Consider the following 13,925-nt stretch of genomic DNA (forward strand, 5'->3'; position numbering starts at 1 on the left):
CTCCCTCCTATCCGATTAAGCGATGATAAATCTTTTTAGCTTCGTTCATATCATTCGTACCATGGATAAATGTCCGGCCATCATGAAAGAACACGATCCTATATGGCTCATAATGAAATGAAAGTAAATATGGATTCCGCTTCATTTCCCCCAGACCTTCCAAGTTTCGTTCCAGTTCATTTAATGAATGTGGATGATGAGGCGACCTGATCTGCACTGTATCCCTTCCACAAAGGACCGTTGTCTTGGTACGGTTTTCAAACTGTAGATATGGGTAAACCGGATTTTTGCCACAGGAAGGGCATCCATCCCTTTTGGCCTTTGATACATTCATCGTGAAGGATTGATTGCCCCACAAATCGAAGGTGATCAGCCCGCTTCTCAATGAGTCGTGATCTTCCACTAAAAGCTTCAATGCTTCCGTTGATTGATAGGCCGCTACCATTTGGACCGCAGGAGCTATGATACCGGAAGAATCACAAGTCCCCCCTGACATCGGGACGGATCCCGTGAGACAATTCAAGCACGGCGTCTTTCCTGGAAGAATCGTATAGCTCATCCCTGTGCTCCCGACACAAGATCCATATATCCACGGAACGTGATATTTAAGAGAGATGTCATTTATGATAAAACGGATATCAAAGTTATCCGTACAATCCAACAACAGATCCGCATCCTTAGCGGCCTCCGACAGCCATTCTACGTCAGCTTCTGCCACGGTGGCTGTGATATGTACTCCTGAGTTAATCTCATTCAATCTTTTTTTTGCAGCGACGGCTTTAGGTAACCCCTCCATGGCATCGCTCTCTGAATATAGCTGCTGACGATGAAGGTTGCTCATCTCAACATAATCACGGTCAATGATCGTCAATCTACCTATCCCCGCCCTGACAAGAGATTCTGCATTGGCAGATCCCAACGCCCCCGCCCCAATTACGACGACATGTTTCTCAGCTATTTTTCCCTGCCCGGCTTCTCCGATAGGTTTAAACAATACTTGACGGGAATATCTGTCACTCATCCTGCTTCCGCCCCTTTTAGCCTCTGTTCGTTTCAAGAGAAGGATTTGGACTACCTTTCTCGAACACTATATTTTCAGAGCATTCTCAAAAATTATAGAAACATTATCTTTTACCCTAAAGAATCCATTTATATTCCTGTATGCAATCATAACTTTCTATCATTCTCTCATTATGCGCCTTTTTCGTCGCATTCAGATGCCCGACAGAACACAGTATATAGGGTTTATATTAAAATAAGAAGAATTTTTTCATTTTTTTAAAGATTTCATGTTTTCCTTTCTTACTTATTAGGGAAAACACGAAATGATGATAGTTTCATAAATGGGAGGATAAGCTGTTGGAGGATAAAAGTATTCTAACCCGTACCGTCCGTAAATATGGAGATGGTGCTTTTTTTGAGGAAGTGGACGAGGTGGCTGCTGAATTCCCGCTTACCGTTCATTTAAATGGAGAAGAATGGGCGACGATGGTCTGTTCCCCTTCCAACCTGGAGGAATTGGTTGTTGGCTTTCTGGCTTCAGAGGGGATCATTCGGCGCTTCAACGAAATCACCCGTCTCTCCATCGATCAGGATAAAGGGTTCGCCTATGTACAAATCGATAAGCTGCCTGAAGACCGGGCAAGGAATACCTCGAAACGATTTATCGGTTCCTGCTGTGGGAAAAGCAGACAATTTTATTTCACGAACGATATGCTCACAGCCAAAACGGTTACGTCCAAAATGGAACTAACCGCCCTCATGGCCATTCATCACATGCAAGAGCTGCAGAACCATTCCAGGGACTTTCACAGGACCGGTGGAATGCACAATGCAGCGATTTGCAGCACCACAGGCATCATCCAATGCTATCAGGATATCGGAAGACATAACGCACTGGATAAACTCTATGGATACTGTCTCATGAATCACATTTCAGTCAAGGATAAGGTCATTGCGTTCAGCGGGAGGATCTCTTCTGAGGTGCTTCTCAAGATTTCCAAGATGGGGATTGCCATCCTGCTATCCAAGTCGGCCCCTACCAATCTTGCATTGGAACTCGCAGATGACTTGGGGATTACGGCCGTTGGATTTGTCAGGGGTGACAGGATGAATATCTATACACACCCTAAAAGAATAACCGGTACTGACCTACATATCTCGGAAAGCACGTAAATCGATTTAAGAGGAGGAATTTTTTAATGGAAGGAAAGTTAACCGTTTTCATTAATGGCATTCAATATGAGGCAGAGCCCGGTATGTCTGTACTGGAACTTCTTAATCTCAGGAAAGTGGAAATTCCACAAGTTTGTTATCAGGAGAGTCTCGGTGCCATCGAAACTTGTGATACATGCATTGTCTCCATTAACGGGGAACTGAGAAGAGCCTGTGGGACACCGCTTCAAGAAGCAATGGATATCCAGACAGAGCTTTCCCATGTGAAAGAGGCCAGATTCAAAGCGATGGACACCATTCTCGAAAACCACGAACTATACTGTACGGTCTGCGAGAAAAACAATGGGGACTGTACCCTTCATAATACAGTGGCCATGATGGGGCTCGAACATCAGATGAAACCGTTTGAACCGAAGCCATATGAAAAAGATTTCTCCGGCCAATTCTACCGGTATGATCCGGATCAATGCATCCTTTGCGGAAAATGCGTGGAAGCATGTCAGGATATCGAGGTCAACGAAACACTGTCCATTGACTGGGAGCGTAAAAATCCCCGTGTCATTTGGGACAATGATGTCCCGATCGATCAGTCCTCCTGTGTCAGCTGCGGCCAATGTGTGACCGTATGTCCCTGCAACGCCCTCATGGAAAACGATATGCTCGGAAAAGCAGGTTATATGACCGGCTATAATACGAGCCTTTTGCGTTCGATGATTGATATTACGAAAAATGTGGAAACAGGCTACGGTCCCCTTTTCGCCGTGTCCGATTCAGAAGCCCAGATGAGGGATGATCAAATCAAGAAAACCAAAACCGTGTGTACGTATTGCGGCGTGGGCTGCAGCTTCAATGTCTGGACAAAAGGAAGAGAAGTGTTAAAGATGTCCCCTACTGAAGAAGCCCCGGCAAACGGGATCGCTTCCTGTGTAAAAGGGAAATTCGGCTACGGTCATGTGAATAGCGATAAACGCCTCACCCGTCCGTTGATCCGGGAAGGTGATCATTTCAAAGAAGTCGAGTGGGAAGAAGCCCTCCACTATGTAGCAGAGAAATTCAGGGAAATCAAAGAAAAGAATGGACCGGATGCCCTCGGATTCATCGCCTCATCCAAAGCAACCAATGAGGAATCCTATCTCCTGCAAAAGTTGGCCAGACAAGTCATTGGAACGAATAACGTGGATAATTGTTCCCGCTATTGCCAGTCTCCCGCAACCAAAGGGTTATTCAGGACAGTCGGATACGGCGGCGATGCAGGTTCCATGAAGGATATCGAACATGCTGACCTGGTCATGCTGATCGGGACTAACACAGCGGATGCCCATCCTGTGCTCGCTTCTAAAATCAAACGTTCTCACAAACTCTTCGGCCAAAAATTGATTGTGGCTGACTTAAGAAAGCATGAAATGGCCCAGAGAGCCGATCTGTTCCTACACCCAAATCCAGGGACCGATCTCGTATGGCTATCTGCCCTATCCAAATTCATCATTGACCAGGATTGGCACGATAAAGAGTTCATCGATGAAAAGGTGAATGATTTCAATGAATATTACCAAAGCCTTGCTCCTTTCACAATGGAATATGCTGAGGAAAAAACGGGTATCTCCCAAGAACATCTTAAAACCGTCGCAGAGAATATCCACCGTGCAGGTTCAACAGCCATTTGCTGGGCGATGGGCGTTACCCAGCATCAAATCGGGTCTGATACATCCACTGCCATCTCCAACCTCCTGCTGGTTACAGGAAACTATGGAAAACCCGGTGCAGGCGCATACCCTCTCCGCGGTCATAATAATGTCCAGGGAGCAAGCGATTTCGGAAGCATGCCGAATACATTCCCGGGCTACCAGAGTGTGGAGGATGCAGAAATCCGTGCAAAATTCGAAAAGGCCTGGGATGCAGAGCTTCCTAAAGATATCGGTATGAACAATCACGAAATGGTGGAGGAAATCCACAAAGGAAATCTTAAAGGATTGTATGTCACCGGTGAGGATATGGGAATCGTTGATTCTAACATCAATTATGTGACAGGGGCATTTGAGAAGCTTGAGTTCTTCGTCGTCCAGGATCTGTTCCTTACAAAGACCGCCGAATATGCCGATGTGGTGCTTCCTGCCGTACCAAGTGTCGAAAAGGAAGGAACCTTCACGAATACAGAGCGTCGCATCCAGCGTATTTATCAAGCCCTCGAGCCCTTGGGGGAAGCAAGACCCGACTGGGAAATTTATTCTGGTATAGCTGAAAAACTTGGATTCAACTGGGGCTATCCTTCTCCGGCAGAAGTTATGGATGAAGCCGCCTCACTCACACCATTGATGGCCGGGGTTTCCTACGACAGGCTGGAAGGGTTCAACAGTCTCCAATGGCCCGTGCAGGAGGATGGGACGGATACACCTCTCCTTTACACGGACGGATTCCATTTCGATGACGGGAAAGCCCAATTTTATCCCCTTGAATATGAATACAACTATCCAGCACAAAAAGGATATGATTATCATGTAAATAACGGGCGGGTTCTTGAACATTTCCACGAAGGAAATATGACTTCCCATACGAAAGGGATTCGAAACAAAATGCCTGAACCATTCTTTGAAGTTTCCGAGAAAATGGCTAAGGAACTTGAAATTGAAGAAGGTGCCCTCATCAAGCTTTCCAATGATAACGGCGAGAGCACCGGCAGGGTCCATGTGACGAAGGAAGTGTTTGGCAAGGAATTGTTCATCACCTTAAACAGTGACGGTAAAAATGCGGTGAACTATTTGACCAGCAGCAATGTAGATAAAGACACGGATACACCTGCTTATAAAGAGGTTCCTGCCAAAGTGGAAGTACTCGAGAAAAAAGGGAAATCGCCCATCCCCCATAACAACCACCGCTGGGCAACACGCAATCCGCAAATGGGCCCTGAAGTAGAAAGAAAATGGGATCGAAAAGATTACGTCTTCCCGGGAAGTGAGGTTGATACGAATGGCTAAATCCATTGATAAGATTATTCCACTGGAGATTTCGAAAGAAAAGATTCAGGAGCAGAACTTGAATGAACTGATAGAAGCGGTTGCTGATAATAAAGATTCCCTTTTAAAAGTCATTGAGATCATTAAGCACATGGATGAAAATCGAAATCTGGATACAATCAGCGCCATGGTAAACCATCAGGAAGATATCCTGTATAACTTCTCCAAGGAAGCCAATAAAGATCAGAACGCGGCCATCCTTAATAACGTAGCCCGTATGACTGAATTACTCGGGAGTTTGAATCTGGAAGGGATTGAAACATTGAGTGTCCGGAATACGCGGAATCTGAATATAGGAAAAGAAAGGCCATCTACGAAAAGAACCGGGATATTCGGACTGTTTCGTGCCCTTGGTGACCCTGCAGTTCAGCGTACCATTACGATCATCATCTATATTTTAAGAGGGATCGGTAAAAACCACATAAAAAATGACAAGAAATAATACAAAAAAACAGGCTGCCGACCTTTAAGGTTGGCAGCCTGTTTTCTATTTTTCCCGAAAGCATTTACGATTGTTCTTCATAAGCGGGATCGGTGATGATCACTTCGACCCGCCTGTTTTTCTGGAGGTTCTCCACTTTATCATTAGGAGCGACCGGACGCGTGTCTCCATATCCGACGGCGATGAACCGCTTTGGATCGAGATCTTCCGTTGTGATCAAGTAACGCACCACACTGCTCGCCCTAGCCGATGAGAGCTCCCAGTTCGACGGGAAACGATATGTATTGATCGGGCGGTTATCTGTATGTCCCTCCACTTTTACAAAGTTCGGGATTTCGGATAAAAGCACGCCGACCTTATTCAAGAACGGATACGCATCCGGAAGGACCGTTGCTTCACCTGAGGCAAACAGTGCTTGTTCCTGAAGGACGAGCACAACTCCCCGTTCGGATCTGGTCGCCACCACGACGTCACTCAATTTGTTTTCTTTCAAATAGCCCTGAATAGTTGAAAGTAACGAGTTCAGATCTTGTTCTGCCTCATTTCCCTGCGGCTTTGACTTCTCCGATTCCATATCGGGTTCAGCCGACGGGTTCTCAAAGGGAATGACAGAAGGATAGAATTCGAGGATCTGCCGCTGCTGAAAGGAATCAGCGATGGTTCTGAATTTCACAATATCAATCTGCGACATCGAGAATAATAGAATAAAGAATACGAGAATAAGAGTAATAAGATCAGAAAACGTAACCATCCATTTAGGAGCCCCCGGAGGCTGAGATGCCGGTCTTCTTCTACGCTTCATCTGGTGCTGCCCCTTCTTGTTTCCTGTCTGAATACATCTGTAATTCTTCGTTGGATAAGAACACTCTTAATTTTTCTTCCAATATTTTCGGATTCTGACCCGATTGTACCCCGACGACACCTTCGATCACGATTTGTTTCATAAACACTTCTTTCTCTGTTTTCATCGCAAGCTTTGATGCCATTGGCAGGAATACGAGATTCGCAAGCAGGGATCCATACAATGTCGTCAGTAAGGCGATCGCCATATTGGGACCAAGTGAAGCAGGATCATTTAAATTCTTTAACATCAGTACGAGGCCGATCAGCGTACCGATCATCCCCCAGGCAGGGGCATATTCCCCTGCCTTATCCAATAAACTCTTATTTTTACGGTGCCGCTCTTCTAAGGCAATGATTTCAGCATTCATGATATCGACGATCACATCCTGCTCGATTCCATCGACTGCGAGCAGGACACCTTTTCGGATAAAGGGGTCCTCGACCGCTTCCACCTCTGCCTCAAGTGAGAGGAGGCCTTCACGTCTTGCTTTTTCTGACAGGGTCACAAACGTCCGGATCAAATCATGAAGATCATATTCCACATCACGGAAGGATTCTCTCATCACTTTCCCAAGCTGTTTCAATTCCCTGATCGAGAAGCTGACCAGCATGGCCGCAATCAATCCGCCGGTGACTACGAGCATGGACGGAAGATCGATGAAGGAAGTGAACCCGGTCACTCCCGCATTGGAAATGATCGCGAATGCAACGAATAGAAACCCTACTACAACCCCGATTGGTGTAAGAACATCAAGCTTTTTCATTTTGACTCTCCCTACAGAATAAGTTCTGTTTGTCTTTATCCATTATATCGACAAACTTCTTACTTTGTTGAGTTACGCTGTTCAAGTCGATGGGGAAGAACAACCGTAGATTCTTCAACCGTTTCCTTGTTCATGTATTTCGTCAATAACCGCATGGCTACTGCTCCGATATCGTATAAAGGCTGGACAACGGACGTCAGCTGAGGTCTGACCATCAGGGCAAGTCTTGTGTTATCGAAGCTTATGACTTCCACTTCTTCAGGGATGGAAACGTTCTGATCCTGAGCACCGTGGACGACACCAAGGGCCGTTTCATCATTCCCGACGAAGATGGCTGTCGGCTTGTCCGATAGCTCTGAGAACTTCTGCCATGCTTCAAGCCCTGAATCATACGTGTATTCACCTTCTACAACCAGGTCATCACTGTATTCGACACCTGCTTTGGCAAGTGCCTCCCTGTATCCTTCAAGTTTGAACTTCATGTTGATCGTATCGTGGAAAGGACCGCTTACAAAACCGATACGCTTGTGTCCCTTCTCAAGGAGGTTGGAAACCGCGTCAAAGGACGCCGCTTTATAATCGATGTTCACGGAAGGAACCTTATTCGTTTCTTCAACGGCACCTGCCAATACGATCGGAACCGGAGAACGTTCGAATTCCTGCACATGCTCTTCTGAAATATGGCCGCCCAGGAACAGGATGCCATCCACTTGCTTCCCAAGCATTGTATTCAATAGATGAAGTTCCTTCTCGATATTCTGATCCGAGTTACTTAAAATGATATTGTATTTATACATCGTGGCGATATCTTCAATCCCACGTGCGAGTTCTGCATAGAAAATATTTGAGATATCAGGGATGATGACCCCGACTGTCGTCGTTTTCTTGCTGGCAAGCCCTCTTGCTACAGCATTCGGACGGTAGCCGAGTCGATCGATGACCTCTAATACCTTCTTCCTTGTTGCCGGTTTGACATTCGGATTTCCGTTAACCACTCGGGAAACCGTCGCCATACTTACATTGGCTTCTCTTGCTACATCATATATTGTCACGTTCATAGTTTACACTCCTTTACTCTTCTACTCATTTACCTTATTCTACACCAAATAAACCTAAAGAAAAAAGCGATTACAATAGTTTGTTAAAAAATGCACATATTTATGTTCACATTAGCGTTATATAGGTTATTTATCTGCAATTATGTAGATAATCATACGATAGTCTTGATATTCGTGCAATGTCCACCTTTTTATTTATGCAAAAAGATTATTATAGCATATTGAGGGTGAGTGCAGTTGGATTATTTTTTGTGTGGTGAGACCGTACCAGCCTCCATAATAAGTACTTCTCTCCATCAATAAAAAAGACTGAATCCCTCTTAAAAAGGATTCAGCCCTTCATCTCTTATACTTCTATCGTTCTGCCTTTCAAAAGCTCTTTATAGAAATGATCGAATTGATCAAGATCCATTTGCTGAGCGGAGTCGGATAAGGCAACGGCAGGATCCGGATGAACCTCTGCCATCACTCCATCTGCGCCGATGGCAAGTGCCGCTTTCGCAGTCGGAAGCAGCAGATCTCTGCGTCCTGTGGAATGCGTTACATCCACGAATACCGGTAGATGTGTCTCCTGCTTAAGGATTGGCACAGCCGATATATCTAGTGTGTTTCTTGTTGCTTTCTCGTACGTACGGATTCCACGCTCACAAAGGATGATGTCTCCGTTCCCTTGAGAGATGATGTATTCAGCAGCATTGATGAATTCATCGATCGTCGCGGCTAAACCGCGTTTAAGCAATACAGGCTTTTTAACAGCTCCGGCTGCTTTTAATAGTTCGAAGTTTTGCATATTTCTTGCACCGATTTGAATCACATCAATGTATTCCAGTGCATGTTCGATATCAGCTGGATTCACGATTTCACTAACGACAGCCAAATCATATTCATCCGCCACTTTTTTAAGGATTTTCAAGCCTTCAATCCCAAGACCCTGGAAGTCATAAGGGGACGTTCTTGGTTTAAACGCTCCACCACGAAGCATTTTCAATCCTTTTGCTTTGACGGCTTTTGCGACTTCAGCCACTTGCTCGTAAGATTCAACGGCACATGGACCGAAGACGAAATGAGGCTTTCCATCTCCAATGGCTTCACCATTGATATTGACGATCGTGTCTTCTGGTTTCTTTTTACGGGAAACCAGAAGTGCTTTCCTGTGATCATCTTTTTGAAGTTCCAGACCGGCCTTGAAGATTTCTTTAAAAATATGTTCGATGGTCGAATGTTCGAATGGACCATTATTATTTTCTTTAATCAGATTAAGCATTCCTCGTTCACGAACAGGATCATAGCGGTATACTCCTTGAGTCTCCTTGACACGACCGATTTCCTGAACTAGTTTAGCACGTTCATTAATGGTGTCTAGTAGTTTTAAGTTCATCTCGTCTACTTGTTTACGTAATTGATCGAGCTCTTGATTACTCACAATACAGCACCCTCTCTTTTTTTATCCTGTTCATACGTAAAAACTGTTATAGTTTTAAGAAAGTATGATACATTTTTGATATTGAAACTTATTATAATAGAACACATCGAAAATGTCACTATAATATTCTTTATTAATTAGACGCTTTTAAGCACTAAAGTATTTTAGTATTGTATGAGACTAGGCTAAAGTGGGTGAACACGAATTGAAAAAAAAGCAAAAAATCTTTGCATTGGATATTGGAACCCGATCGGTTGTCGGTATCATTTTGGAAGAAATAGACGGAATATTTCAAGTTTCAGATATATTAATAGAAGAACATAAGAAAAGGGCCATGCTCGATGGACAGATTCATGATGTACCCGCTGTTTCGGAGGTCATCTCCTCCATCAAAGAACAATTGGAAAAGAAACACGGCCCCCTTTACAAAGTGTGTGTCGCAGCTGCAGGACGCGCACTGAAAACAGAAACGGCTTTATCAACGTCAACTATCAAGGGGAAACCCCTTCTACAGAAAAACGATGTCCTTCATCTGGAACTGAGCGCCGTTCAGCAGGCACAGGCAGTTGCTGCAGAAAACGAGAACAATTCGAAGGGCTATCATTATTACTGTGTTGGGTACTCCGTCCTTTTTTACCGGCTGGATGGCGAGGAGATCGGCAGCCTGATCGACCAACAGGGGGATGAAGCAAGCGTCGAAATCATCGCGACCTTCCTGCCCCGTGTCGTTGTAGACTCACTGATTGCGGCACTGACACGGTCTGGACTTGAGATGGAAGCCCTGACACTTGAGCCCATCGCTGCCATCAACGTTCTCATTCCTGAATCCATGCGCCGGCTGAACGTTGCGCTGGTTGATATCGGGGCCGGAACATCGGATATCGCCATCACCAATACGGGCACGGTCATTGCCTATGGGATGGTGCCGACAGCTGGTGACGAAATAACTGAAGCGATCAGTAACGAATTATTGCTTGATTTCCCTTTGGCGGAACAGGCGAAGCGGGATCTTCAGTCTTCAGAAGAGATTACGGTGACCGATATTCTCGGGTTTGAAACGAGTTTCCCTTCACATGAAGTGGTAGAGAAGATCTCCCCTTCTGTGAATCGGCTGGCCGGTGAGATTTCAAATGAAATCCTGCGCCTGAACAACGGAAAACCGCCACAGGCCGTCATGCTTGTAGGGGGCGGCAGTCTGACACCCGGCCTCCCGGTACAACTGGCTGCCTCCCTGGAGTTGCCTCCCAATCGGGTGGCGGTAAGAGGCGTGGACGCGATTCAGAACGTGACTGTATCAGATGAAGTGACAAAGGGACCTGAACTTGTCACGCCGATCGGGATTGCCATTGCAGCGAAGCAGGCCCCGGTCCAATATGTCACGGCGTATGTAAATGACCAGCCTGTCCGCTTATTCGAAGTCAAAGATCTGACAATAGGCGACTGTCTCCTTGCTGCAGGATTAAAGTTAACCAAGTTGCATGGCACACCTGGAAATGGTTTCTTTGTTACCGTCAACGGACAGGACATCACGTTACCCGGTGGTCACGGCGAGCCGCCCCTCATCGAAAAAAATGGCCACCAGTGTGCACTGGACGGAACGATTCAGAATCATGACCGGATTTCGGTTCAGAAAGGGAAAAACGGATCATCCCCCCATGTGACGATCGGAGACCTTGTGGATCCTTCCTCATCAAAACAGATTGTCATAGACGGGAACCCGTATCTTCTCTCCCCTCTCGTCTACAGGAATAATCAAGTTGCACGTTTGGAAGACATCATTTGTGACCGTGATTCGATCCGTATCGAATTGATCGATACCCTCCAGGACCTTCTGACCCATTTTGGCTACAACGAATGGATGGGGGGTACTAAGCCTTATCGAATCTCCATCAACGGAGTGGATACTTTCTTCCCGGTCTATTCCGGAAAGTTATTGATAAATGGGATGGAGGTTAAACACTCAGCTAAAGTCAAGAATGGAGATGTGATCTCATACAAACCCGGTGTCTCCCCTACGGTAAATGAACTTCTTATTAAGAAGCAGTTAACAGTGGCAAAAGCAATCACGATCACGTTTAACGGCCAAGAATTGAATCTTCAGAAAGAAAGCAGCATCATCACCCGGAATGGCATCAAGCTCACAATGGAAGATCGTTTATTCCCTGGTGATTCCATCCTGATAGAAGAACAGCATGCGGGTTCATTTATCTTTCAGGACTTATTTAATGCGGTGGAAATCAACATGCCCGCTCATTCAAGCGGAAGCTTTGTCCTATTGAAAAATGGAGTGGAAACGACATTTTACGAAGAAATTGAGCAAGGTGACGACCTGGAAATCATCTGGCCACAAGCCTCCCGTTAATAAATCTAAAACAACAAAAAAAACTGGCAATTACGCCAGTTTTTTTGTTATTTTGATCCAACTTGACCCGGAATACTGCTTGTACGGTTCGTTGGATGAATTGCCTGATCTCCAGATGTGGAAGTAGAGCTTGTCCCAGACTGTGACGAAGTGGAGTCTCCAGTCACTTCTTCTCCCGCTTCTTTCACTTTGCTGCCGATGTCCTTTAATTCTTCTGCCGCTTCTTTTGTCGAGGCAATCATTTCAGTTGAATCATCTTTGATTTGATTGACTTGATCCACCACATCGTCATTCACCTTTTCGTACAGGTTCTGCGCGTCGTTGATGGCTTCTTTCAACACATTGGACGCTGTTTTCAGGCGGTCCTGCCAGTTATTCACCACTCCTGAAGGATTTTCTCTTACCTTGGCAACCATCCCCATTGTAGAGTCCTTCATGTCAGATGTTCTTGTTGTCACATTTTTTCTCGTTGTTTTATCCAGCATGGCAAGAGCTCCACCTACTACGGCTCCCATCACCATTCCTTTAACTAACTTGCCGCTTCTTTTTCCATTCACTTTCGCATTATTTCTAGTCTCAGTTTCATAAGGTACAGGCTGTGTCATAAATCGTTCCTCCATTTATCTATTTTTTATTCTTATAAGTTACCTTCCCTGTGTGAAGCTAAATAAACGTAAAGGGAGTAATTACCAAATATTTTCAAATAAAAAAAGAGACTGGGACAAATGTGTTTAGACAAAAGAAAATCCGAACAATCATTCGAAATTCTTTTTTGAAAATCGAAACTGTTCGGATTGATTATTTGACTGTATACGTAATTGTTACTTTTGGATGTAGTAAGTAGAGGTTGATTTCCGCTGCAGGTGCTCGCTTTCCGCGGGGCGTGAGTTGAGCCTCCTCGGGCTTTGCCCTGCGGGGTCTCAACTTTCCCGCGTTTCCCGCAGGAGTCGAGCACCTTCCGCTCCAATCAACTTTCGAAGCGTAAGTGTTTCACTATAACATTGATGTCGAGATTGCTTCACCATTGCCCAACTCTTATTCTATTAGTTGCTGTGACCGTATGCGTTTATTATATAAATTCTCTTTCTAACCTGATGCGAATGACTCATTTTGCTTCGACAGAACCAAAATAATCGAATATTCGAAAACTATAGTCTGTTTACGAATAACACAAACCTTGATGAATGACCCTTTTATTGTTATTGCTAAAGCACAATCAGTATATATAGCGGTATCTAGCTTTTGATTGGAGTGCAAGACGAAGACTCCTACGGGAAAAGCGGAATAGGTGAGACCCCGCAGGAGCGTCAGTGACGAGGAGGCTCGCCTTCCGCCCGAGGAAAGCGAAGTCTTGCACGGAAATCAAAAGCGGTGTAACAAGTAGAGTCCATGGAATTAGTTATATCCCAGTCTCATTCCCTTATAGTTTGTCCAGTTCGCTTTCGGTGATTTTCCAGTGTGAGGCATTCCAGCCGGGTTTTCCTTCTATGAAGAGGAAGGCTTGGGGTGATTCGTGGCGGATGCCGTATTTTTCGGCGATATGCTGTGACAGTTCCCTTGATTCTTGGACGGCTAGATAGTAGCCATCTTCCTCTTCATGCTTGTTCAAAAATGCCTGGTATTCGGTAAAGGCATTCGAGCTTACAGGGCAAGTGAGGCTGTGTTTCATAAAGAAGAAACGCGGGTTTGTCTCGGAAAGCGTTTCAAATTCCTGAACAGTATCAATTTTTTTCATGTATTCCATACTTCCTTTCACAATTGTATTGGTTCCGTAGCCAAAGCGATTTATAGACCTTTTCTTTTCAACAAAAAAACGGTGAAGTCATCATATCACTTCACCGCCCTTT

At 45.1% G+C, this 13,925-nt stretch carries 11 protein-coding genes; 4 read left to right on the plus strand and 7 right to left on the minus strand.

The window, feature by feature from the left end:
• Window positions 1-7: 7 nt before the first annotated feature.
• Window positions 8-1,021: a MoeB/ThiF family adenylyltransferase gene (locus tag AC0VXY_RS17525; RefSeq protein ID WP_475526040.1), complete on the minus strand. Its 1,014-nt coding sequence runs from the start codon at window positions 1,019-1,021 to the stop codon at window positions 8-10.
• Window positions 1,022-1,359: 338 nt separating this feature from the next.
• Here AC0VXY_RS17525 and fdhD point away from each other — a divergent pair, with 338 nt between their 5' ends.
• The 3 genes from fdhD to AC0VXY_RS17540 are packed head-to-tail and all read left to right on the plus strand — an operon-like array spanning window position 1,360 to window position 5,628.
• Window positions 1,360-2,175, plus strand: a complete 816-nt coding sequence (gene fdhD / locus AC0VXY_RS17530; RefSeq protein ID WP_475526041.1) for a formate dehydrogenase accessory sulfurtransferase FdhD — start codon at window positions 1,360-1,362, stop codon at window positions 2,173-2,175.
• A 26-nt stretch (window positions 2,176-2,201) separates the two neighbouring features.
• Window positions 2,202-5,147, plus strand: coding sequence for a formate dehydrogenase subunit alpha (gene fdhF, locus AC0VXY_RS17535; protein WP_435989622.1), 2,946 nt, complete (start codon window positions 2,202-2,204; stop codon window positions 5,145-5,147).
• The gene (locus AC0VXY_RS17540) at window positions 5,140-5,628 is read left to right on the plus strand and encodes a helical membrane plugin domain-containing protein (protein WP_475526042.1); all 489 of its coding nucleotides are present in this window, start codon (window positions 5,140-5,142) and stop codon (window positions 5,626-5,628) included. The genes fdhF and AC0VXY_RS17540 overlap by 8 nt, the downstream gene beginning before the upstream one ends.
• 64 nt (window positions 5,629-5,692) lie before the next feature.
• Here AC0VXY_RS17540 and motS read toward each other — a convergent pair whose 3' ends face one another.
• From motS to AC0VXY_RS17560, 4 genes are all read right to left on the minus strand, one after another.
• Window positions 5,693-6,430: a flagellar motor protein MotS gene (motS, locus tag AC0VXY_RS17545; RefSeq protein ID WP_475526043.1), complete on the minus strand. Its 738-nt coding sequence runs from the start codon at window positions 6,428-6,430 to the stop codon at window positions 5,693-5,695.
• The gene (motP, locus tag AC0VXY_RS17550; RefSeq protein WP_475526044.1) at window positions 6,420-7,235 is read right to left on the minus strand and encodes a flagellar motor protein MotP; all 816 of its coding nucleotides are present in this window, start codon (window positions 7,233-7,235) and stop codon (window positions 6,420-6,422) included. The genes motS and motP overlap by 11 nt, the downstream gene beginning before the upstream one ends.
• A gap of 59 nt (window positions 7,236-7,294) precedes the next feature.
• On the minus strand, window positions 7,295-8,293 hold the full coding sequence (gene ccpA, locus AC0VXY_RS17555) for a catabolite control protein A (protein ID WP_475526045.1): 999 nt from the start codon (window positions 8,291-8,293) through the stop codon (window positions 7,295-7,297).
• Window positions 8,294-8,639: 346 nt separating this feature from the next.
• Window positions 8,640-9,716, minus strand: coding sequence for a bifunctional 3-deoxy-7-phosphoheptulonate synthase/chorismate mutase (locus AC0VXY_RS17560; protein WP_435989617.1), 1,077 nt, complete (start codon window positions 9,714-9,716; stop codon window positions 8,640-8,642).
• A 205-nt stretch (window positions 9,717-9,921) separates the two neighbouring features.
• Here AC0VXY_RS17560 and AC0VXY_RS17565 point away from each other — a divergent pair, with 205 nt between their 5' ends.
• Complete coding sequence (locus AC0VXY_RS17565) at window positions 9,922-12,078, plus strand: cell division FtsA domain-containing protein (protein WP_475526046.1); 2,157 nt, start codon at window positions 9,922-9,924, stop codon at window positions 12,076-12,078.
• 47 nt (window positions 12,079-12,125) lie between these two features.
• Here AC0VXY_RS17565 and AC0VXY_RS17570 read toward each other — a convergent pair whose 3' ends face one another.
• Together AC0VXY_RS17570 and ytxJ are read right to left on the minus strand one after the other, a co-directional pair.
• Window positions 12,126-12,683 carry a YtxH domain-containing protein gene (locus AC0VXY_RS17570; RefSeq protein WP_435989615.1) on the minus strand — a complete coding sequence of 186 codons (558 nt, stop codon included), beginning with the start codon at window positions 12,681-12,683 and terminating at the stop codon, window positions 12,126-12,128.
• Window positions 12,684-13,498: 815 nt separating this feature from the next.
• On the minus strand, window positions 13,499-13,813 hold the full coding sequence (ytxJ, locus tag AC0VXY_RS17575) for a bacillithiol system redox-active protein YtxJ (protein ID WP_435989614.1): 315 nt from the start codon (window positions 13,811-13,813) through the stop codon (window positions 13,499-13,501).
• Window positions 13,814-13,925 lie beyond the last annotated feature (112 nt).

This window comes from Rossellomorea sp. QJM3NY_18 (assembly GCF_056173145.1).